21 protein-coding genes are annotated in these 21,841 nt (G+C 71.4%); 19 read left to right on the top strand and 2 right to left on the bottom strand.

From position 1 onward, the window contains the following. Positions 1–116: 116 nt before the first annotated feature. The gene (gene ftsY / locus AB0L21_RS10595) at positions 117–1,319 is read left to right on the top strand and encodes a signal recognition particle-docking protein FtsY (RefSeq protein ID WP_365783388.1); all 1,203 of its coding nucleotides are present in this window, start codon (positions 117–119) and stop codon (positions 1,317–1,319) included. Positions 1,320–1,416: 97 nt separating this feature from the next. On the opposite strand, the gene AB0L21_RS10590 is transcribed toward ftsY, so the two are convergent. After that, positions 1,417–2,079: a bifunctional DNA primase/polymerase gene (locus AB0L21_RS10590; RefSeq protein WP_365783386.1), complete on the bottom strand. Its 663-nt coding sequence runs from the start codon at positions 2,077–2,079 to the stop codon at positions 1,417–1,419. 458 nt (positions 2,080–2,537) lie between these two features. On the opposite strand from AB0L21_RS10590, the gene AB0L21_RS10585 reads away from it, so the two are divergent. The 6 genes from AB0L21_RS10585 (at position 2,538) to ftsH (ending at position 12,335) form a co-directional block, all read left to right on the top strand. Continuing rightward, complete coding sequence (locus AB0L21_RS10585) at positions 2,538–4,016, top strand: hypothetical protein (RefSeq protein ID WP_365783384.1); 1,479 nt, start codon at positions 2,538–2,540, stop codon at positions 4,014–4,016. A 342-nt stretch (positions 4,017–4,358) separates the two neighbouring features. Beyond that, positions 4,359–5,699 carry an ammonium transporter gene (locus AB0L21_RS10580; RefSeq protein ID WP_365702964.1) on the top strand — a complete coding sequence of 447 codons (1,341 nt, stop codon included), beginning with the start codon at positions 4,359–4,361 and terminating at the stop codon, positions 5,697–5,699. Beyond that, complete coding sequence (locus AB0L21_RS10575) at positions 5,696–6,034, top strand: P-II family nitrogen regulator (RefSeq protein WP_030990174.1); 339 nt, start codon at positions 5,696–5,698, stop codon at positions 6,032–6,034. Before AB0L21_RS10580 ends, AB0L21_RS10575 begins: the two co-directional genes overlap by 4 nt. A 55-nt stretch (positions 6,035–6,089) precedes the next feature. After that, on the top strand, positions 6,090–8,543 hold the full coding sequence (locus AB0L21_RS10570; protein ID WP_365783382.1) for a [protein-PII] uridylyltransferase: 2,454 nt from the start codon (positions 6,090–6,092) through the stop codon (positions 8,541–8,543). Between the two features lie 217 nt (positions 8,544–8,760). Further along, the gene (gene ffh, locus AB0L21_RS10565; protein ID WP_365702960.1) at positions 8,761–10,308 is read left to right on the top strand and encodes a signal recognition particle protein; all 1,548 of its coding nucleotides are present in this window, start codon (positions 8,761–8,763) and stop codon (positions 10,306–10,308) included. Between the two features lie 92 nt (positions 10,309–10,400). After that, a complete protein-coding gene (ftsH, locus tag AB0L21_RS10560; RefSeq protein ID WP_365702958.1) occupies positions 10,401–12,335 on the top strand; it encodes an ATP-dependent zinc metalloprotease FtsH in 1,935 nt (644 codons plus the stop codon). A gap of 76 nt (positions 12,336–12,411) precedes the next feature. Here the strand turns inward: ftsH and AB0L21_RS10555 are convergent, their stop codons facing one another. Then, on the bottom strand, positions 12,412–13,296 hold the full coding sequence (locus AB0L21_RS10555) for a class I SAM-dependent methyltransferase (protein ID WP_365702956.1): 885 nt from the start codon (positions 13,294–13,296) through the stop codon (positions 12,412–12,414). A 522-nt stretch (positions 13,297–13,818) separates the two neighbouring features. Between AB0L21_RS10555 and AB0L21_RS10550 the strand changes: the two genes are divergently transcribed. The 12 genes from AB0L21_RS10550 to AB0L21_RS10495 all read left to right on the top strand — a co-directional run bounded on the left by AB0L21_RS10550 (position 13,819) and on the right by AB0L21_RS10495 (position 21,790). Beyond that, the gene (locus AB0L21_RS10550) at positions 13,819–14,415 is read left to right on the top strand and encodes a hypothetical protein (RefSeq protein WP_365702954.1); all 597 of its coding nucleotides are present in this window, start codon (positions 13,819–13,821) and stop codon (positions 14,413–14,415) included. 293 nt (positions 14,416–14,708) lie between these two features. Next, positions 14,709–15,128, top strand: coding sequence for a 30S ribosomal protein S16 (rpsP, locus tag AB0L21_RS10545; protein ID WP_208898581.1), 420 nt, complete (start codon positions 14,709–14,711; stop codon positions 15,126–15,128). 5 nt (positions 15,129–15,133) lie between these two features. After that, on the top strand, positions 15,134–15,373 hold the full coding sequence (locus AB0L21_RS10540; protein WP_005479813.1) for an RNA-binding protein: 240 nt from the start codon (positions 15,134–15,136) through the stop codon (positions 15,371–15,373). Between the two features lie 82 nt (positions 15,374–15,455). Next, the gene (gene rimM / locus AB0L21_RS10535; RefSeq protein ID WP_365702951.1) at positions 15,456–16,025 is read left to right on the top strand and encodes a ribosome maturation factor RimM; all 570 of its coding nucleotides are present in this window, start codon (positions 15,456–15,458) and stop codon (positions 16,023–16,025) included. Next, the gene (gene trmD, locus AB0L21_RS10530) at positions 16,022–16,855 is read left to right on the top strand and encodes a tRNA (guanosine(37)-N1)-methyltransferase TrmD (protein WP_365783380.1); all 834 of its coding nucleotides are present in this window, start codon (positions 16,022–16,024) and stop codon (positions 16,853–16,855) included. Before rimM ends, trmD begins: the two co-directional genes overlap by 4 nt. A gap of 134 nt (positions 16,856–16,989) precedes the next feature. Further along, complete coding sequence (rplS, locus tag AB0L21_RS10525; protein ID WP_189818699.1) at positions 16,990–17,340, top strand: 50S ribosomal protein L19; 351 nt, start codon at positions 16,990–16,992, stop codon at positions 17,338–17,340. A 45-nt stretch (positions 17,341–17,385) separates the two neighbouring features. Further along, positions 17,386–18,087 carry a signal peptidase I gene (gene lepB / locus AB0L21_RS10520; protein WP_365783378.1) on the top strand — a complete coding sequence of 234 codons (702 nt, stop codon included), beginning with the start codon at positions 17,386–17,388 and terminating at the stop codon, positions 18,085–18,087. After that, positions 18,080–19,171 carry a signal peptidase I gene (gene lepB / locus AB0L21_RS10515; RefSeq protein ID WP_365702945.1) on the top strand — a complete coding sequence of 364 codons (1,092 nt, stop codon included), beginning with the start codon at positions 18,080–18,082 and terminating at the stop codon, positions 19,169–19,171. Before lepB (AB0L21_RS10520) ends, lepB (AB0L21_RS10515) begins: the two co-directional genes overlap by 8 nt. After that, positions 19,059–20,045 carry a signal peptidase I gene (lepB, locus tag AB0L21_RS10510; RefSeq protein ID WP_365783376.1) on the top strand — a complete coding sequence of 329 codons (987 nt, stop codon included), beginning with the start codon at positions 19,059–19,061 and terminating at the stop codon, positions 20,043–20,045. Before lepB (AB0L21_RS10515) ends, lepB (AB0L21_RS10510) begins: the two co-directional genes overlap by 113 nt. Positions 20,046–20,110: 65 nt before the next feature. After that, on the top strand, positions 20,111–20,899 hold the full coding sequence (gene lepB, locus AB0L21_RS10505; protein WP_365783374.1) for a signal peptidase I: 789 nt from the start codon (positions 20,111–20,113) through the stop codon (positions 20,897–20,899). Then, the gene (locus tag AB0L21_RS10500; RefSeq protein WP_365783373.1) at positions 20,889–21,425 is read left to right on the top strand and encodes an NUDIX hydrolase; all 537 of its coding nucleotides are present in this window, start codon (positions 20,889–20,891) and stop codon (positions 21,423–21,425) included. Before lepB (AB0L21_RS10505) ends, AB0L21_RS10500 begins: the two co-directional genes overlap by 11 nt. A gap of 56 nt (positions 21,426–21,481) precedes the next feature. After that, the gene (locus AB0L21_RS10495) at positions 21,482–21,790 is read left to right on the top strand and encodes a DUF2469 domain-containing protein (protein ID WP_014675276.1); all 309 of its coding nucleotides are present in this window, start codon (positions 21,482–21,484) and stop codon (positions 21,788–21,790) included. Positions 21,791–21,841 lie beyond the last annotated feature (51 nt).

The following is a 21,841-nucleotide window of genomic DNA, read 5'->3' as shown; positions in this document are numbered from 1 at the left end:
AACAGCGCGGCTACCATCGTACTTTGCTCCTACTCCTAGCGATACGTGGCGTTTGTCTCTCAGAGGAAGCCACAAACGGGGTCCGCGCACACCCCATGGCCGATACTGGACGGGTTATGGAAACCGTCATCCTTGCTGTAGTCATCGCCGTGGTCGTGCTCGGCGCGCTCGGCGGGCTGATCGTGGGCAGCCGGCGCCGGAAGCCGCTGCCCCCGCCGCCCCCCAAAGCGCCCGACATCACCGCGCCCCCGGCCGAGCCGCACGTCGGCGACGAGGCCGAGACGCCGCGCGACGAACCGCGCCGGACGATCGAGGAGGTGGATCTTCCCGGCGGCCCCGCACCGGTCGTCGTCGAGGAGCCCCCCGTGGTCGAGGCTCCCGGGATCGAGATCCCGGAGCCCACCGCAGGCCGGCTGGTCCGCCTGCGCGCCCGCCTGTCCCGCTCGCAGAACGCCCTCGGCAAGGGCCTGCTCACGCTGCTCTCGCGCGAGCACCTCGACGAGGACACCTGGGAGGAGATCGAGGACACGCTGCTCACCGCCGACGTCGGCGTGCAGCCCACCCAGGAACTGGTCGAGCGCCTGCGCGAACGCGTCCGGGTCCTCGGCACCCGCACCCCCGAGGAGCTGCGCGGCCTGCTCCGCGAGGAGCTGCTCAACCTGATCGGCACCGACGTCGACCGCACGGTCAGGACCGAGCCCGAGGACCGCAAGCCGGGCATCGTGATGGTCGTCGGCGTCAACGGCACCGGCAAGACCACCACCACGGGCAAGCTCGCCCGCGTGCTCGTCGCCGACGGGCGCACTGTCGTGCTCGGCGCCGCCGACACCTTCCGCGCCGCCGCCGCCGACCAGCTCCAGACCTGGGGCGAGCGCGTCGGCGCCTACACCGTGCGCGGCCCCGAGGCCGGCGACCCCGCCTCCGTCGCCTTCGACGCGGTCAAGGAAGGCAAGGAGATGGGGGTCGACGTCGTCCTCATCGACACCGCCGGCCGCCTGCACACCAAGACCGGCCTCATGGACGAGCTGGGCAAGGTCAAGCGGGTCGTGGAGAAGCACGCGCCGCTGGACGAGGTGCTGCTCGTCCTGGACGCCACCACCGGCCAGAACGGCCTGGTCCAGGCCCGCGTGTTCGCCGAGGTCGTGGACATCACCGGCATCGTGCTGACCAAGCTGGACGGTACGGCCAAGGGCGGCATCGTCATCGCGGTCCAGCGCGAGCTGGACGTGCCGGTCAAACTGGTCGGGCTCGGCGAGGGCGCGGACGATCTCGCGCCGTTCGAGCCGGAGGCGTTCGTGGATGCGCTGATCGGAGAGTGAACCACCCGCGGACGCCGGTAGGCGGTCGCGTGGTCACCAAGAAGCTCCCGCCCCGAGGTGCAGTCGGGGACGGGAGCTTCGTCTTGGCCGGGCCGCCCTACGCCCTGGCCCGCGACCGGTGGGCCACATACGCCAGCGTGCCGAGCAGCAGCCGGGCCGCCGGGGGCCGGGTCGCCGAGTCCAGCGCGGGCGGGCGCAGCCAGCGCACCGGGCCGAGGCCGCCCCGGTCGGAGGGGGGCGCGGTGATGTGCGTGCCGGGGCCGAGGCCGCGCAGGTCCAGCGCGGCCGGGGCGTCCCAGCCCATGCGGTAGAGCAGCCGGGGGAGGTCCGCGGCTGCGCCGGGCGCGACGAAGAAGTGGGCGCGGCCGTCGGGGGTCGCGGTGACCGGGCCGAGCGGGAGGCCCATCCGCTCCAGCCGGACCAGGGCGCGGCGGCCGGCCGGCTCCGAGACCTCGATGACGTCGAAGGCCCGGCCCACGGGCAGCATCACCGAGGCGCCCGGGATCTCCGACCAGGCCTTGCTCACCTCGTCCAGCGTGGCCCCGGCCGGCACCGGCGGGGCGAAGTCCAGCGGATGCGCGCCCGGCGCCGCGCAGTCGGCCCGCCCGCACGAACAGGCGCCCCCGGCGGCCCGCGCCCCCGGCACGACGTCCCAGCCCCACAGCCCGGTGAACTCGGCGACGACGATGCACTCCGCGGACCGGCCGCGCCGACGCGTGCCCGAACGGATCTCGCGGATGCCGCCGATCGTGAAGCCCATGCCCCCTCCAACGGGTCCAGCGCGCCGGTGGTTACGCCACGGAGCGGTACGGAAGCGGAACGTAACGCTACGGCTCCGCCTCCCCGCGGCGACGCGGCGCTAAGGCGGCGCCTTGAGGTGCGAAGGGTGGCGCACGGAGGGGATGCGCGCCCCCGAGTGCGTCACTCCGCCCACTTCCGGCCGTCCTATGTCAAGTGAATCGCGCCCAGGCCACGGTGAGTTCATTCGAAGGGGTGGCGAATGGTGGCGTTTCAGGGATCCCTGTGGTTGGACGGGTGATCGTAGGATTACTGTGAGTGTGCGAGTCCCCGGGGCACATGCACTCGCGGGTATGCCGGAGGCAAGTCGTCAGACCGTTCGAAGGGTGAGAACCGGCGGACGGGAGGCCGTGTTCACCGGCATTCTGATAGGGCTTGGCGCATCGGGCGACAAGTGGTCTCAGGGATGGGGGCGTTCCAGTGGGCGGCAATGGCGGAAGCGGGACACACGCTGACAAGCGCCCCAACGAGCTGCTCGGTTCGTGGTTCGTGCGCAGCGGCTGGTCGAAGGGCGAGCTGGCCCGCCAAGTGAACCGCAGGGCACGCCAGTTGGGTGCCAACCACATCTCCACCGACACCTCGCGGGTGCGTCGCTGGCTGGACGGGGAGAACCCGCGCGAACCGATCCCGCGCATCCTCTCGGAGCTGTTCTCCGAGCGCTTCGGCTGTGTCGTCTCCATCGAGGACCTCGGCCTGCGCGCCGCCCGCCAGTCGCCCGCCGCCTCCGGAGTCGACCTGCCCTGGACGGGCCCGCAGACGGTCGCCCTGCTCGGCGAGTTCTCCCGCAGCGACCTGATGCTCGCCCGGCGCGGCTTCCTCGGGACCTCGCTCGCGCTGTCCGCCGGCCCCTCCCTCATCGAGCCCATGCAGCGCTGGCTCGTGCCCACTCCGGGCTCCCCGGTCCCGCCCGAGCCCCAGCCCGCCCTCGACGCGCGCAGGCCGGGCCGGCTGTCCCGGCCGGAGCTGGAACTGCTGGAGTCCACCACGCGCATGTTCCGCCAGTGGGACGCCCAGTGCGGCGGCGGCCTGCGCCGCAAGGCGGTCGTCGGCCAGCTGCACGAGGTCACCGACCTCCTCCAGGAGCCCCAGCCGGAGGCCACCACCCGCAAGCTGTTCAAGGTCGCCGCCGAGCTGGCGGAACTGGCCGGCTGGATGTCGTACGACGTCGGCCTCCAGCCCACCGCCCAGAAGTACTTCGTGCTCGCCCTGCACGCGGCCAAGGAAGCCGGGGACAAGCCGCTCGGCTCCTACATCCTCTCCAGCATGAGCCGCCAGATGATCCATCTCGGCCGGCCCGAGGACGCCCTGGAGCTGATCCACCTCGCCCAGTACGGCAGCCGCGACTGCGCGAGCCCGCGCACCCAGTCCATGCTGTATGCGATGGAGGCCCGCGCCTACGCCAACATGGGCCAGCCCGGCAAGACCAAGCGCGCCGTCCGCATGGCCGAGGACACCTTCGCCGAGGTCGACGAGTGGGACGAGCCGGACCCCGACTGGATCCGCTTCTTCTCCGAGGCCGAGCTGCACGGCGAGAACTCCCACTCCTACCGCGACCTCGCCTACGTGGCCGGGCGCAGCCCCACCTACGCCTCCCTCGCCGAGCCGCTCATGCGACGGGCCGTGGAGCTGTTCGCCGAGGACTCCGAGCACCAGCGGTCGTACGCCCTCAACCTCATCGGCATGGCCACCGTGCACCTGCTCCGGCGCGAGCCCGAGGAGAGCACGACCTATGCCACGCGCGCCATGGAGATCGCCAAGAAGGTCCGCTCCGAGCGTGTGAACACTCGTATCCGAAAGACGGTCGCCACGGCCGTCCGCGACTACGGCGACCTCGCCGCCGTGGTCGACCTCAGTGACCAGCTCGCCGTCGACCTGCCGGAGACCGCCGAAGCCGTCTGACCACCACAGCACCCCGGACCCCGGCCGCGGCCGGTCCTCCCGAACTGCCCGACTCGGCTCCCCCATGCCAGGTCATCGGAAGGCCCGCCGCGGCCGGCTCGTGTCTCCGCGCGTGTCCCGCGGAGAAGGTTGCGCCACGATAACGATCGCGCGGCCCGGCATCCCGCACTTCATCGACGCGTAACACACAGGGCGCCTTCGTCACCCCGGCGAAACAACGAGGGGCTTCCACCGAAACCGCGCTGCGCCAGTCTCGTGGCGCATAACCGGCCCACCCCTCACCCGACCGGACCGCTCAGGCACCGCCCGCACGGGGCCGTACCAACCGACGAGGAGACGCCGATGGCACCAGCCATCATGCTTGCGGCGGACGCACCCAAACTGTCGTCCGCGAACACAGGCTTCATGCTCATCTGTTCCGCCCTGGTGATGCTCATGACGCCGGGACTGGCCTTCTTCTACGGAGGCATGGTCCGCGTCAAGAGCACCCTGAACATGCTGATGATGAGCTTCATCAGCCTCGGGATCGTCACCATCCTGTGGGTGCTCTACGGCTTCTCCCTCGCCTTCGGCACCGGCAGCAGCCTCCTCGGCTGGAACGCCGACTGGATCGGCCTCAGCAACATCGGCCTGACGGAGCTGTGGGACGGCTACACCATCCCGGTCTTCGTGTTCATGGTCTTCCAGCTGATGTTCGCGATCATCACCCCGGCCCTGATCAGCGGCGCCCTCGCCGACCGGGTCAAGTTCTCCGCCTGGGCGCTCTTCGTCGCCCTGTGGGCCACGATCGTCTACGTCCCGGTCGCCCACTGGGTCTGGGGCGCCGACGGCTGGGCCTACAAGCTGGGCGTGATCGACTTCGCGGGCGGTACGGCGGTCCACATCAACGCCGGTGCGGCGGCGCTCGGTGTCATCCTCGTCATCGGCAAGCGCGTCGGCTTCAAGCGCGACCCCATGCGCCCGCACAGCCTCCCGCTGGTCATGCTCGGCGCCGGTCTGCTGTGGTTCGGCTGGTTCGGCTTCAACGCCGGCTCCTGGCTCGGCAACGACGACGGCGTCGGCGCGCTGATGTTCGTCAACACGCAGGTCGCGACGGCCGCCGCCATGCTGGCCTGGCTCGCCTACGAGAAGATCCGGCACGGCGCGTTCACCACGCTCGGCGCCGCCTCCGGCGCGGTCGCCGGTCTCGTCGCCATCACCCCGTCCGGCGGCGCCGTCTCCCCGCTCGGCGCGATCGCCGTCGGCGCCATCGCCGGTGTCGCCTGCGCCGCGGCCGTCGGCCTGAAGTTCAGGTTCGGCTACGACGACTCCCTCGACGTCGTCGGCGTCCACATGGTCGGCGGCATCATCGGCTCCCTGCTCATCGGCTTCTTCGCCACCGGCAAGGGCCAGTCCACCGCCACGGGCGTCTTCTACGGCGACCACACCTTCACCCAGCTGTGGAAGCAGTGCGCCGGCGTCTTCGCGGTCCTCGCCTACTCCCTGATCGTCTCCGCCGTCCTCGCCTTCCTCCTCGACAAGACCCTGGGCATGCGGGTCACCGAGGACGAGGAGATCTCCGGCATCGACCAGGCCGAGCACGCCGAGACCGCATACGACTTCAGCGGCGCCGGCGGCGGCGTCACCGGCACCCTCGCCGCCCCGGCCCTGGCCGCCGCGCAGAACAAGAAGGTGGACGCATGAAGCTCATCACCGCCGTCGTGAAGCCCCACCGGCTCGACGAGATCAAGGAAGCCCTCCAGGCCTTCGGCGTCCACGGCCTCACGGTCACCGAGGCCAGCGGCTACGGCCGGCAGCGCGGCCACACCGAGGTCTACCGCGGCGCCGAGTACACCGTCGACCTCGTGCCCAAGATCCGCATCGAGGTGCTCGCCGAGGACGACGACGCCGAGCAGCTGATCGAGGTCATCGTCAAGGCGGCCCGCACCGGCAAGATCGGGGACGGCAAGGTCTGGTCCCTGCCCGTCGAGACCGCCGTACGGGTCCGCACGGGCGAGCGCGGGCCGGACGCGCTCTGACACAGCACAATCCGGTTCAGGGGAACGTCGGGGGAAACGGAACAGGAGTCGCTGGGTGACCGGTACGGATGTGCGGAAAGAGACGGAAGACTCGGGACCCGGCGGCTACGCGGCGGCCCGGCTGCGCCTCCTCACGGAGGGGGCGCGGTCCGGGCCGCCGCGCCGTACCGCCCTCGCCGAACTGACCGACGACTGGCTCGCCGGCCTGTTCGGCGCGGCGGCGGGCGCAGCGCACGGCGTGTCGCTCGTCGCCGTCGGCGGCTACGGCCGCGGGGAGCTGTCCCCGCGCAGCGACCTCGACCTCGTGCTGCTGCACGACGGCTCCGACCCCGGTGCGGTCGCCGCTCTCGCCGACCGGATCTGGTACCCGGTCTGGGACCTCGGCCTCGCCCTCGACCACTCCGTCCGCACCCCCGCCGAGGCCCGCAGGACGGCCGGCGAGGACCTCAAGGTCCACCTCGGCCTGCTGGACGCCCGCCACCTCGCCGGCGACCCCGCTCTCACCGCCGGCCTGCGCACCGCCGCCCTCGCCGACTGGCGCAACCAGGCCCCCAAACGCCTCCCCGAACTCCAGGAACTGTGCGCCGAACGCGCCGCGCGCCAGGGCGAACTGCAGTACCTGCTGGAACCCGACCTCAAGGAGGCCCGCGGCGGCCTCCGCGACGCCACCGCCCTGCGCGCCGTCGCCGCCTCCTGGCTCGCCGACGCCCCCCGCGAGGGCCTGGCCGACGCCCGCCGCCGCCTCCTCGACGTCCGGGACGCCCTCCACCTGGCCACCGGCCGCGCCACCGACCGGCTCGCCCTCCAGGAACAGGACCAGGTGGCCGCCGAGCTGGGACTGCTCGACGCCGACGCCCTGCTGCGGCAGGTCTACGAAGCGGCGCGGGTGATCGCGTACGCCAGTGACGTGACCTGGCGGGAAGTGGGGCGCGTGCTGCGTTCGCGCGCCGTCCGGCCCCGCCTGCGCGCCATGCTGGGCGGCGGGAAGCCGGTCACCGAACGGTCGCCGCTGGCGGAAGGCGTGGTCGAGCAGGACGGCGAGGTGGTGCTCGCCCGCGCCGCCCGCCCCGAACGCGACCCCGTGCTCCCCCTGCGCGCCGCCGCTGCCGCCGCCCAGGCCGGCCTCCCGCTCTCCCTGCACGCCGTACGGCGCATGGCCGCCACCGCGCGCCCCCTGCCCACGCCCTGGCCCGCCGAGGCCCGCGAACAGCTGGTCACCCTGCTCGGCTCCGGCAGCCCCACGATCGAGGTATGGGAGGCCCTGGAAGCCGAGGGGCTGATCACCCGCCTGCTGCCCGACTGGGAACGGGTGCGCTGCCGGCCGCAGCGCAACGCCGTGCATGTGTGGACGGTGGACCGCCACCTGATCGAGACGGCGGTCCGCGCCTCCGAGTTCACCCGCCGCGTCAGCCGCCCCGACCTGCTGCTGGTCGCCGCGCTGCTGCACGACATCGGCAAGGGCTGGCCCGGCGACCACTCGGTGGCCGGCGAGATCATCGCCAAGGACGTCGCCGCGCGGATCGGCTTCGACCGCTCGGACGTGGCCGTGCTGTCCCTGCTGGTGCGCCACCACCTGCTGCTCATCGAGACCGCCACCCGTCGCGACCTGGACGACCCCGCCACCGTCCGCTCGGTCGCCGAGGCCGTCGGCAGCCAGAGCACCCTGGAGCTGCTGCACGCCCTCACCGAGGCGGACGCCCTCGCCACCGGCCCGGCCGCCTGGTCCTCCTGGCGCGGCTCCCTCGTCGCCGACCTCGTCCGCCGCGTCTGCGCCGTCCTCGCCGGCGACGCCCCCGACGAGCCCGAGCCGGCCGCGCCCACCGCCGAGCAGGAACGCCTCGCCATCGAGGCCTACCGCACCGGCGGCCCGGTCCTCGCCCTGCGCGCCCAGACCGAACCGGTCACCGACGAGGAGCCGGCCGGCGACCCGGAACCCCTGGGGGTGGAGCTGCTCATCGCCGTACCCGACCAGCCCGGTGTCCTCCCCGCGGTCGCCGGAGTGCTCGCCGTGCACCGCCTCACCGTCCGCACGGCGGAGCTGCGCGCGCTGCACCTGCCGGACGACGTGGACGACGACGGAACGGTTCTCCTCCTCAACTGGCGGGTCGCCGCCGAGTACGGCTCCCTGCCCCAGGCGGCCCGTCTGCGCACCGATCTCGTCCGCGCCCTGGACGGCACCCTCGACATCGCCGGCCGCCTCGCCGAACGCGACGCGGCCTACCCGCGCCGCCGCGGCTGGATCGCCCCGCCGCCCCGCGTGACGGTCGCCCCGGCCGCCTCCCACCACGCCACGGTGATCGAGGTCCGCGCCCAGGACGCCCCGGGCCTGCTGTACCGCATCGGCATGGCCCTGGAGAAGGCGGGCGTACGGGTCCGGAGCATGCACGTGAGCACGCTGGGCTCCAACGCGGTCGACGCGTTCTACGTCACGACGGGAGCGGGCGCGCCGCTGCCCGCCGGGGACGCGGCGTCACTGGCGGGGGTGCTGGAGGAGACGCTGCGGGCGTGACGTCCGCGCCGTTGTGGCGCTTGGCCAGGGCGTGGTCTCCGCGGACGCGGAGATGATCCGGGACGTCTCTTTGAGGACGGCACGGACGCTGGGGGTCCCCGCGCCCGCGGGGGAGCGCCCCGCTCGCCGATTGCGGCGGGCGGGGACCGTTACCTTGTCGGGCCAGATACCCTGGAAGACGCTCAGACCGCCCCCGACTCCGAGGACCGAAGCCGCCGTGTTCGATACTCTCTCCGACCGCCTCAGCGCGACTTTCAAAAACCTCCGCGGGAAGGGCCGGCTGAGCGAAGCGGACATCGACGCCACGGCGCGCGAGATCCGCATCGCGCTCCTCGAAGCCGACGTGGCGCTCCCCGTCGTACGGCAGTTCATCAAGAACATCAAGGAGCGCTCGCTCGGGGCCGAGGTCTCCCGGGCGCTCAACCCCGCCCAGCAGGTCCTCAAGATCGTCAACGAGGAACTGATCACCATCCTCGGCGGCGAGACCCGGCGTCTGCGGTTCGCCAAGCAGCCGCCCACCGTGATCATGCTGGCCGGTCTCCAGGGTGCCGGTAAGACCACCCTCGCGGGCAAGCTCGGCAAGTGGCTCAAGGAGCAGGGCCACTCCCCGCTGCTGGTCGCCGCCGACCTCCAGCGCCCCAACGCCGTCAACCAGCTGAGCGTCGTCGCCGAGCGCGCCGGTGTCGCGGTGTACGCGCCGGAGCCGGGCAACGGCGTCGGAGACCCGGTGAAGGTCGCCAAGGACTCCATCGACTTCGCGAAGTCCAAGGTCCACGACATCGTGATCGTGGACACCGCGGGCCGCCTCGGTATCGACGCCGAGATGATGCAGCAGGCCGCGGACATCCGGGACGCGGTCGGCCCCGACGAGATCCTCTTCGTCGTCGACGCCATGATCGGTCAGGACGCCGTCAACACCGCCGAGGCCTTCCGCGACGGCGTCGGCTTCGACGGCGTGGTCCTCTCCAAGCTCGACGGTGACGCGCGCGGCGGTGCCGCCCTGTCCATCCGGCAGATCACCGGCAAGCCGATCATGTTCGCGTCGAACGGCGAGAAGCTGGACGACTTCGACGCGTTCCACCCGGACCGGATGGCCTCCCGCATCCTCGACATGGGTGACCTGCTCACCCTGATCGAGCAGGCGGAGAAGACGTTCAGCCAGGAAGAGGCCCAGAAGATGGCCTCCAAGCTGGCGTCGAAGAAGGGCCAGGACTTCACCCTGGACGACTTCCTGTCCCAGATGGAGCAGGTCAGGAAGATGGGCAGCATCAGCAAGCTGCTCGGCATGCTCCCGGGCATGGGCCAGATCAAGGACCAGATCGCCAACCTGGACGAGCGGGACGTCGACCGCACCGCCGCGATCATCAAGTCGATGACCCCGGCCGAGCGCCAGGACCCGACGATCATCAACGGCTCCCGCCGCGCTCGTATCGCGCGTGGTTCCGGTGTCGAGGTCAGCGCGGTGAAGAGCCTGGTCGAGCGGTTCTTCGAGGCCCGCAAGATGATGTCCCGCATGGCCCAGGGCGGTATGCCGGGCATGCCGGGCATCCCCGGCATGGGCGGCGGCCCCGGCCGGCAGAAGAAGCAGCAGAAGAAGGCCAAGGGCAAGCAGCGCTCCGGCAACCCGATGAAGCGCAAGCAGCAGGAGCTGGAGGAGGCCGCGCGCCGGGCCGCCGCGGCGGAGGGCGGCAACGCCTTCGGCCTGCCGCAGCAGGGCGGCCAGGACTTCGAGCTGCCGGACGAGTTCAAGAAGTTCATGGGCTGAGTCCCGCTCGCACGAAACGCCGGGGGCGCCTCCTTCCGCACGGGGCGCCCCTTGCGCGTGCCGAGGCCCGTCGGGTGTCGTAACGTCCAGATATGAGCGATGCGGCGCCGCCCCGCAAGGCGCCTGATCAGCCGTGGCGCGCCGAGGGCACACCGGAGGAGCCTCCTCGGCGACCTGGCAGGTTCCGGGGCGGCAAATGGTGGGGCCTGCTCGCCACCGCGGTGATCGTCTTCGTGCTGGCCTACCTCGGGTTCCACTACCTCGGCCAGGGCAACGAGCCGACGATCTCGTACACGGAGTTCAGCAGACAGGTCGGCGAGGGGAATGTCGCCAAGATCTACTCCAAGGGCGACGCGATCCAGGGCCAGCTCAGGAGCGCCCGCTCCGATCCCGAGGGCGGCGGCGAGTACACCAAGTTCACGACGCAGCGGCCGGCCTTCGCGGACGACCGGCTGTGGCAGAACCTGAGCAGCCACGGGGTCACGGTGACCGCGCGGCCGGTCGTCCAGGAACGCAGCCTGGTGGCCAACCTGCTGATGTCCCTGATCCCCATCGCGGTCCTGGTCGTGGTGTGGCTCCTCGTCCAACGGCGGCTCGGCGGGATGCTGCCCGGCGCCGGTGGCCTGTTCGGCCGCCGGTCGCCGCCCAGACCGGTCGGGCCGCGGCCGGGCACCGAGCGCACGACCTTCGCCGACGTCGCCGGCATCGACGAGGTCAAGGGCGAACTCGACGACGTCGTCGACTTCCTGGAGCACCCCGACGTCTACCGCAGGATGGGCGCCAAACTGCCCCGCGGGGTACTGCTCTCCGGACCGCCCGGCACCGGCAAGACCCTGCTCGCCCGTGCGGTCGCCGGGGAGGCCGGCGTGCCGTTCTTCTCGGCCTCGGCGTCCGAGTTCATCGAGATGATCGTGGGCGTCGGCGCGTCCCGCGTCCGCGAGCTGTTCGCCGAGGCCCGCAAGGTGGCGCCGTCGATCATCTTCATCGACGAGATCGACACCATCGGACGCGCGCGCGGCGGCAGTTCGTCGATGAGCGGTCACGACGAGCGCGAGCAGACGCTGAACCAGATCCTCACCGAGATGGATGGCTTCTCGGGCGCCGAGGGCGTGATCGTCATCGCCGCGACCAACCGCGCGGACATCCTGGACCCGGCGCTGACCCGTCCCGGCCGCTTCGACCGGGTGGTCAACGTGTCCCCGCCGGACCGCGGCGGTCGCGAGTCGATCCTGCGGATCCACACCCGGCAGATCCCGCTCGCGCCCGACGTGGACCTGACCCAGCTGGCACGTGTCACCCCGGGCATGACCGGAGCGGATCTGGCCAATCTCGCCAACGAGGCCGCTCTGCTCGCGGTCAAACGCAAACAGGAGCGGGTGACCGGCGCCGACCTGTCCGAGGCGCTGGAGAAGGTGCAGCTGGGCGCCGAGCGCACCCTGGTCATGCCGGAGGAGGACCGCCGCCGTACCGCGTACCACGAGAGCGGCCATGCCCTGCTCGGCATGCTGCAGCCCGGCGCCGACCCCGTCCGCAAGATCACCATCGTGCCGCGCGGCCGGGCGCTCGGCGTGACCATGTCCACGCCCGAGGTGGAGCGGTACGCGCACTCCGAGGAGTATCTGCGCGGGCGCATCATCGGCGCCCTGGGCGGCATGGCGGCGGAAGAGGTCGTCTACGGGGTCGTCACGACGGGTGCGGAGAACGACCTGGAGCAGGTCACCAACATCGCGCGCGGGATGGTGGGCCGCTGGGGCATGAGCGAGCGCGTCGGCCGGCTGTCCGCCCTGCCGAGCGACGCCCAGCAGGCGTACGGACTGTCGGCCGCCCCGCAGACCCTGGACGTCATCGATTCCGAGATGCGGCGGATCGTGGACGAGTGCTACGAGGAGGCCTGCCGCAAGCTCCGCGACCACCGGGGCCGGCTCGACGCGCTCGCGCAGGCGCTGCTGGAGAGCGAGACGCTGGAGGAGGCCGACGCCTACCGGATCGCCGGCATCACGCGCCTGAGCAAGCAGAGCGAGGACTGACGACAGGTCCCAGGGCCTGCCCCACTCGCCCCGGAGCACGCACCTGGCGCCGCGCGGCACCCTTGCCGGACAGGTCCTACGGCACGCGGGCGATGAGGTAGCGGAAGACGTTCGGCATCCACACGGTGCCGTCCGGGCGCCGGTGCGGGTGCAGGGCCTCCGTCAGCTCCTTGTCGACCTGTTTGGCGTCGGTCGCCGCGATCGCCGTGTCGAACAGGCCGGTGGACAGCAGTCCCCGTACGGCGCTGTCGAGGTCGGCGTACCCGAACGGGCAGGCGACCCGGCCCGAGCCGTCCGGCTTCAGCCCGGCCCGCCCGGCGGCCTCCTCCAGGTCGTCGCGCCGGGCGGGCGGCCGGCTGCGCGCCCCGCGCAGCGGATCGGCCAGCTTGGCGGCCACCCGCAGCACCGAGGAGGTGGCGCAGCGCTCCGGCGGCCCCCAGCCGGCCAGCACCACGGCGGCCCCGCGCCCGGCCAGCGGCAGCACGCCGGCGAGCAGGTCGCCGAGCCCCTCGGCGTCGCCCGCGAGGCCGCCGATCGGCTCGAAGGCGGTCACCAGGGTGTATCCGGCCGTCTCCGGGCCGTCCGTGGCCGCGGGCGGGCCGTCCAGGAGTTCCGCGGCCGTACGCGCGCGCGTGCCGCGTCCGCCGTCGCCGCCCGGGCCGGGCCGGGTGTCCGGCAGCAGGCGCTCGCGCGCGAGGGCGAGCCGTTCGGGGGAGCTGGAGTCGACACCGGTGATCGCGGCGCCTCTGGAGGCCGCCATCAGCAGGGCGAGCCCGGAACCGCAGCGCAGGCCCAGCAGCCGGGTGGCGGGGCCCACTTCGAGTCGGTCGTACACGGCTTCGTAGAGCGGTACCAGCATCCGCTCCTGGATCTCGGACCAGTCACGCGCGCGTGCGCTCAGGTCCACGCGGGGTGCGGATTCCGCGTGAGACGTGTGCTGCCGCACGAGCGTAGGTGTCATAGGTAAGCGCCCCAATCCGCCGACAGTTCGCCGCTGCGCCCGGTTGCGTGCCCCCCCGTGCCGTGCGCGCGCCCTTCCCACCTATGTCAGGTAACTCCCGGCTCGCGGTGGCGTCCAGGGGTCGTGGGGCCCGGCTTGGGGTGAGGGCGCCGGTGTGGCGAGATTTCACATCCCGGCAATCTGGAGGGCCGTACGGTGTCGGCCCCCGGGAGGCGGGCCGGTGACGGAGGTCGCGGCGGTACGCGGTAACGTCACGGACGCCGTGGACGCTGACCGGGGTGAGGGCGCGCGCGAGAGCGGCCGAAACACCTCTTGCGCAGCAGCCGGCCCCCGTCGCCTCAGGGCTCACCGGCGGTGCGTAGCGCGGACTACGCACCAGCTTGGTATGAGCTGTGACGCTTCTCCGCAGATCAGCGCACCCGCCCTCGTCAGGACGCATCAGCGGCAACTGACTGGTACGTGCAAATTATTTGGGATGCCCCGGAATAGGAACACAGCGGCACCCCCGCTCGTTGTCATTACGTGAGCACGACACAGACACCACCTGTTCTCGCCGCAGAGCTGGCGCAGGCGTGGGCCGACATTCAGCGGTACCACCCCGAGCTGCCGGACCTTGCCGCGCCAGAGTCCCTGATCGGGGAGTCGTCGTCCGCGTGCGGACACGAACTCTCCTTCGAGAGGCTGCTCCATGAGGCAGTCCACGGCATCGCCGCCGCCCGCGGTGTCCGCGACACCTCCCGGGCCGGCCGCTACCACAACCGTCGTTTCCTCGCGATCGCCGAGGAACTGGGCCTGGACCACCCCGAGGAGCCGCACCCGAGCAGCGGTTTCTCGCTGGTCACGCTCAACGCCGAGGCGAAGCGGCGCTACCGCCCGACCATCGACCGGCTGCAGCGCGCCCTGAAGGCCCACACGGCGGCCACCTCGGCCGACACCTCCCGCACCTTCCGCGGCCCGGCCGCCCGGCACGGCTCCTCCGGCGGCGGCGTCCGTGTCAAGGCGGTGTGCGACTGCGGCCGCAACGTCCGGGTGGTGCCCTCGGTCCTCGCCCAGGCCCCCATCGTCTGCGGCGGCTGCGGCAAGCCGTTCAGGATCCCGGAGGTCGTGGGAGCGGCGTAGGGGCCACGGCTGCTCGTGGCAGCCGTGGCCGGCGGCGACCTCACCGCACCGGGCGGCGCACCCGACGTGACCTCACCTCCACGCCGGGTGTCTCCCGGGCATGCCCAAGCGCACCTCGCGCACCCTCGGCCAGGAGCGGCCCGTAGGGTGTGGCAGAATGGCTAGCTGTACTCGACAGCCGCACAGGACCCCTCTCTCCTCCGGCTGACGCGTCCATCGGGCACTCGGGTACCGCAACCCCACGCGGCAACTCGCCGTGCCCAACCACGTCAAATCCAGGAGAACCCACTCCCGTGGCAGTCAAGATCAAGCTGAAGCGTCTGGGCAAGATCCGTTCGCCTCACTACCGCATCGTCGTCGCCGACTCCCGTACCCGCCGTGACGGCCGGGCCATCGAGGAGATCGGCAAGTACCACCCGACCTACAACCCGTCGGTCATCGAGGTGGACGCCGAGCGCGTGGCGTACTGGCTCGGCGTCGGCGCCCAGCCGACCGAGCCCGTGCTCGCCATCCTGAAGAAGACCGGCGACTGGCAGAAGTTCAAGGGCGAGCCGGCTCCCGCGCCGCTGCTCACCGCCGAGCCGAAGCCGGCCCGTCCGTCGTTCGAGGCGCTCGGCGGTGACGACGAGGGCAAGGGTGAGGCCATCACCCAGAAGAAGAAGGCTGAGAAGAAGGACGAGGCGGCTGCCGAGTCCGAGTCGACCGAGGCCTGAGCAGCATGCTCGAAGAGGCGCTTGAGCACCTCGTGAAGGGCATCGTCGACAACCCTGACGATGTGCAGGTCGCCTCGCGCGACCTGCGCCGCGGGCGCGTGCTGGAGGTCCGGGTCCACCCGGACGACCTCGGCAAGGTGATCGGCCGCAACGGCCGTACCGCGCGCGCCCTGCGCACCGTCGTGGGCGCCATCGGCGGCCGCGGTGTCCGCGTCGACCTGGTCGACGTGGACCACGTCCGCTGACGCTTCATCGCAACCGGCTCGGGCCGGGGAGGGCCACTGGGCCGTCCCCGGCCCGCAGTCGTACGACAGGAGATTTGGACAGGTGCAGCTGGTAGTCGCACGGATCGGCCGTGCCCATGGCATCAAGGGCGAGGTCACCGTCGAGGTACGTACCGACGAGCCGGAACTCAGGCTCGCGCCCGGCGCCGTACTCGCCACGGACCCCGCCTCGGCGGGACCGCTGACCATCGAGACGGGACGCGTCCACAGCGGTCGCCTCCTGCTGCGCTTCGCGGGCGTCACCGACCGCAACGCCGCCGAGGCCCTGCGCAACACCCTGCTGATCGCCGAGGTGGACCCCGAGGAACTGCCCGAGGGCGAGGACGAGTACTACGACCACCAGCTCATCGACCTCGACGTCGTCACCGAGGACGGCACCGAGGTCGGCCGGATCACCGAGATCTCGCACCTGCCCACGCAGGACCTGTTCATCGTCGAGCGCCCCGACGGCAGCGAGGTGCTGATCCCCTTCGTGGAGGAGATCGTCACCGAGATCGACCTGGCGGAGCAGAAGGCGGTCATCGCGCCCCCGCCCGGCCTGATCGACGACCGCGCCGAGATCGCCTCCTCCAGGGACGAGTCCGGCGCAGAGCCCGGGGAAGACAGCGCATGAGGCTCGACGTCGTCACGATCTTCCCGGAGTACCTGGAGCCGCTGAACGTCTCCCTCGTGGGCAAGGCACGCGCGCGTGGACAGCTGAACGTCCATGTGCACGACCTGCGCGCGTGGACGTACGACCGGCACAACACGGTGGACGACACCCCGTACGGCGGTGGCCCCGGCATGGTCATGAAGACCGATCCCTGGGGCGACGCCCTCGACACGGTCCTCGCCGACGGCTACGAGACCGGCGCCAAGGCGCCCGCGCTGATCGTGCCCACGCCCAGCGGTCGCCCCTTCACCCAGGAACTGGCCGTCGAGCTGTCCGAGCGCCCCTGGCTGATCTTCACCCCGGCCCGCTACGAGGGCATCGACCGGCGCGTCATGGACGAGTACGCGACCCGGATGCCGGTCCACGAGGTCTCCATCGGCGACTACGTCCTCGCCGGCGGCGAGGCGGCCGTCCTCGTCATCACCGAGGCCGTCGCCCGGCTGCTGCCCGGCGTCCTCGGCAACGCGGAGTCGCACCGCGACGACTCCTTCGCCCCCGGTGCGATGGCCAACCTCCTGGAAGGCCCCGTCTACACGAAGCCGCCCGTCTGGCGCGGCCGGGACATCCCCGAGGTGCTGCTCAGCGGCCACCACGGCAAGATCGCCCGCTGGCGCCGCGACGAGGCCCTGCGGCGCACGACCCTGAACCGCCCCGACCTGATCGAGCGCTGCGACCCCAAGGCGTTCGACAAGAAGGACCGTGAGATGCTCTCCATCCTGGGCTGGGAACCGGACCCGGACGGGGAGCCGTACGGCCGATTTTGGCGCCGGGCCGACGGCGTGGAACAATAGACCGCTGCTGTGCGCCCGTCCGGCGTGCGCCCCTGCCACAGGGGGACACGACGCCCGCCCCGACCCGCACGGCAGACTCCTGTACACCTAGTTCCCGTTGATGACCTGTGGCATCAGCGAAGAAAGCAGACGAAATGTCTCACCTGCTCGACTCCGTCGACGCCGCGTCGCTGCGCAGCGACATCCCGGCCTTCCGCCCGGGTGACACCGTCAACGTCCACGTGCGCGTCATCGAGGGCAACCGCTCCCGTGTGCAGCAGTTCAAGGGCGTTGTGATCCGCCGCCAGGGCTCCGGTGTCCGCGAGACCTTCACGGTCCGCAAGGTCTCGTTCTCCGTCGGCGTCGAGCGCACCTTCCCGGTGCACACCCCGATCGTCGAGAAGATCGAGCTGGTCACCAAGGGTGACGTGCGCCGCGCCAAGCTGTACTACCTCCGTGACCTGCGCGGCAAGGCCGCGAAGATCAAGGAGAAGCGCGAGAGCTGAGCGCTTTCCCGCAGTCACAGCGGAGCCGGATAGCATCGGGCTCCGATGGACACCGAAGCACAGCCGACGGAACGCGACCGCTCCTCCCACCCCGGTACTCCGGGGGCGGAGGGCCGGTCGCGTTTCGCGTTGGTGCCGCGGGTCGCCGAGTGGCTGCCCGGCGGCAGGATCACCCTCACACTCTTCCTCTGCCTGGCGTTTTCGCTGGCCCTCAACGCTTTCGTGGTGCAACCGTTCCAGATTCCGAGCGGATCCATGGAACAGGGATTGAGGATCGGCGACCGCGTTCTCGTAAACAAGTTGGCGTACCGTTTCGGTGCCCAGCCGCGCCGCGGCGACGTGATCGTGTTCGACGGCACCGGCTATTTCGGGGACGCCGACTACATCAAGCGCGTGGCCGGTGTGGGCGGAGACCATGTGGCCTGCTGCGACAAGAAGGGGAGGATCGAGGTGAACGGCCGACCGGTCGACGAGACGGCGTTCCTCTATCCCGGGGACAGTGCCTCCAGCGTCCCCTTCGATGTCGTCGTGCCCTCGGGCCGCCTCTTCGTCCTCGGTGACCACCGCAGCGACTCCAGCGACTCCCGCGACCATCTCGGCTCGCCCGGCGGCGGCATGATCCCCGTGGGGGACGTCATCGGCCGGGCCGACTGGATCGTGTGGCCGTACCGCCACTGGACGCATCTGACCCGGCCGCCCGCCTACGCGCGCGTGCCCGCCGTCCCCGCGGGGGGCGGCCATGGGTAACCGGGGCAAACCACGGGGGGTGCCCAGTACGCCCGCCGACAACCTGCTGCCCACCGGGGCCCGCCGCACCTCGGCGCCCGGCGGTGGCCGCACACGCGCGGAGCGCCGGAAACTGCAGCGCAAGGTCAAGCGCAAGCGCAGGCGGTCGGCCGTTCGGGAGATCCCCCTCCTGGTCGGTGTCGCCGTCCTCATCGCGCTCGTCCTGAAGACGTTCCTCGTGCAGGCGTTCGTGATCCCGTCCGGGTCCATGGAGGAGACGATCCGGATCGGCGACCGGGTCCTGGTCGACAAGTTCACCCCGTGGTTCGGCTCGAAGCCGCAGCGCGGGGACGTCGTCGTGTTCCACGACCCGGGCGGCTGGCTCCAGGACGAGCAGACCGCCAAGAAGCACGACCCCGTCGTCGTCAAGCAGCTCAAAGAAGGCCTCACCTTCATCGGCCTGCTGCCGTCCGACAACGAGAAGGACCTGATCAAACGGGTCATCGGAATCGGCGGCGACCACGTCAAGTGCTGCGACGCCCAGGGCCGCGTCACCGTCAACGGTGTCCCGCTCACGGAGGGCGACTACCTCTATCCGGGGGACGCGCCCTCCACCATGCCCTTCGACATCACCGTCCCCAAGGGCCGGCTGTGGGTGATGGGCGACCACCGGGGCAACTCCGCGGACTCCCGCTCCCACCAGAACACGGCCTACGGCGGCACCGTCTCGGTGGACTCGGTGGTCGGCCGGGCCATGGTCATCGGCTGGCCGGTCGGTCACTGGACGCGCCTGGAAGAACCTAAAACCTTCGCAAGCGTCACCGACTCGGCGCCGGGGACGACCGCTGGTCCCCAGGTGTCGCATAGGGTTGCTTCCGAGAATCCGAACGGAATGACCCAGCTCCCGACCCCTGCGGAACTCCCGCTCGTTATGGGAGTGGTGGGCCTGCACCGTGCGCGGGGCAGGCGGCGGCACAGAGTGAGGAGTTGGCGTGGGGGATGTGGCGGTTGGCGCACGGTCGGGACACGACGGCGAGGAGCACCGCGGGCACCCCGTGGAACCGGACGTTCCCGTACCGGGCAGCGCCATGAACTCCGGGAATGACCCGGCGGCGGGCGACCAGGGCACGCCGGAGGGCGAGCCGGAGCCGCGCGGCGACGGCCCGGGCGCGGGCGCGGCGGCCGTGCGGCCGAGGAAGCCGCGGTCCTTCTGGAAGGAACTGCCGATCCTGATCGGCATCGCGCTGGTCCTGGCGCTGCTGATCAAGACGTTCCTGGTGCAGGCGTTCTCGATCCCGTCCGACTCGATGCAGAACACCCTCCAGCAGGGCGACCGGGTGCTGGTCGACAAGCTCACGCCGTGGTTCGGGTCCAAGCCCGAGCGCGGTGAGGTCGTCGTCTTCCACGACCCGGACAACTGGCTGGCGGGCGAGCCGACGCCGACGCCGAACCCGGTGCAGAAGGTCCTCAGCTGGATCGGCCTGATGCCGTCGGCGGAGGAGAAGGACCTGATCAAGCGGGTGATCGGGGTCGGCGGCGACACGGTCGAGTGCAAGGGCAGCGGCCCGCTGAAGGTCAACGGCAAGGCGCTGAACGAGCCGTACGTCTACCCGGGCAACACGCCGTGCAGCGTGGACGACCAGGGCGGTCAGTTCACGGTGAAGGTCCCCAAGGGCTTCATCTGGGTGATGGGCGACCACCGCCAGAACTCCCGTGACTCCCGGTACAACCAGTCCGACAAGAACCACGGCATGGTCCCGGTCGACAAGGTCGTCGGCCGCGCGATCGTCAAGGCCTGGCCGATCAACCGCTGGGGCACCCTGCCGATCCCGGACACCTTCGACCAGCCCGGCCTGGACCAGCGGTCCTCCGCCGCGGCGTCCCTGACGGTGGGCCCCGAGGGCATCGCCGTCGCGGCGGTCCTTCCGGTGGTGTGGTGGCGCAGGCGCGCGGACCGCCCGGAGTTCAAGAGGCGGTAGGCAGCCGCCCCGGCTGGGCGAGAGGGGCTGCCCCCGTTCGGTACCGCCGGGTAGGGTGCGGGTCCATGGGTGGCGAGAGCATGACGCGTACGGCCCCGCAGAGCGGCGGCACCGGCCCGGCACAGGCCGGCGGCGGCAGCCGGCTGGGGCAGCGGCTGTCCGGACTGGCCGTGGCGCTGGGTCTGGTGCTGTTCCTCGGCGGCTTCGCCTGGGGAGCGCTGGTCTACCGGCCGTACACCGTGCCCACCAGCTCGATGACCCCCACCATCGACGCCGGTGACCGGGTGCTGGCCCAGCGCGTCGACGGCGACGAGGTGCGGCGCGGCGACGTGGTCGTCTTCGAGGACAAGACTTGGGTCAGCAACGCCAAGGTGGTCAAGCGCGTGGTCGCCGTGGGCGGGGACACCGTCTCCTGCTGCACGAACGGCAAGCTGACCGTCAACGGCAAGCAGATCGACGAGCCGTACCTGCCCGAGGGCAGCCTCGCCGAGATCAAGAACTTCGCCAAGGTGACCGTCCCGGAGGGCCGGCTGTTCCTCCTCGGCGACGAACGCCAGGGCTCCCTGGACTCCACCGCCCACCTCACCGACGCCGCCCAGGGCACCGTGTCCCGTGACGCGGTGTCCGCCCGCGTGGAGGCCGTGGTCTGGCCCTGGAAGGGCACGCTCAAGCGCCCCACGGGCTTCGAGACGCTCGGCGCCCTCTCCGAGCCCGGCCCGCTGCGCACGATCGAGCTGCTGATCGTGGCCGGCGCGGTCCTGGTCCTCGGCGGCGGCGCCTACGGCCCGATCGCGGGCCGCGTGAGCCGCTCCCGCGCCCGCACGACCCGCCCGGAGACGGCCGGTGTCCGCTGAGACCACGCGGCCGGTGGGGGAGTCGTACGAGGGCGAGGGCGGGGCCGGCCTGCGGAAGGTGGCCCGGGTGGTGCTGCTCGACCCTGAGGACCGCATCCTGCTCCTGCACGGCCACGAACCGGATGACCCGGCCGACGACTGGTGGTTCACGCCCGGCGGCGGCCTGGAGGGCGCCGAGACGCGCGAGGAGGCCGCGCTGCGGGAACTCGCGGAGGAGACCGGCATCACCGACGTCGAACTCGGCCCCGTGCTCTGGCGGCGGCGGTGCTCGTTCCCGTTCGCGGGGCGCCGCTGGGACCAGGACGAGTGGTACTACCTGGCCCGTACGACCCAGACGGCCACCGCGGCGACGGGGCTGACGGAGCTGGAGCGGCGCAGCGTCGCCGAAGCGCGCTGGTGGACGTGTCAGGAACTGACCCGGGCTCATGAGACGGTGTATCCGACCAGACTCGCCGAGCTGCTGCGCACGCTGCTCGTCGATGGTCCCCCCGCCCGGCCCGTGACCCTCGACACGGAAATCGTCTGAGGGTTCCCGGGACTGGCGCACAATGGGGGGATCGCACGGCTGAAGGGGAACATGCCATGAGCGCCGAGGACCTCGAGAAGTACGAGACCGAGATGGAGCTGAAGCTCTACCGGGAGTACCGAGATGTCGTCGGTCTGTTCAAATACGTGATCGAGACCGAGCGGCGGTTCTACCTCACCAACGACTACGAGATGCAGGTGCACTCGGTACAGGGCGAAGTCTTCTTCGAGGTCACCATGGCCGACGCCTGGGTCTGGGACATGTACCGGCCGGCTCGTTTCGTGAAGCAGGTCCGGGTGTTGACGTTCAAGGACGTGAACATTGAGGAGCTGAACAAGAGCGACCTGGAGTTGCCGGGCGGGTGACGGGGTTTTCCACAACCGCTGAGTAGTCCCCCAAGATCAACACCGCTCGGC

The sequence above is a fragment of the Streptomyces sp. NPDC052721 genome, from assembly GCF_040678315.1.
Taxonomy (GTDB): Bacteria; Actinomycetota; Actinomycetes; order Streptomycetales; family Streptomycetaceae; genus Streptomyces.
This window is presented reverse-complemented; position numbering and strand designations above follow the sequence as displayed.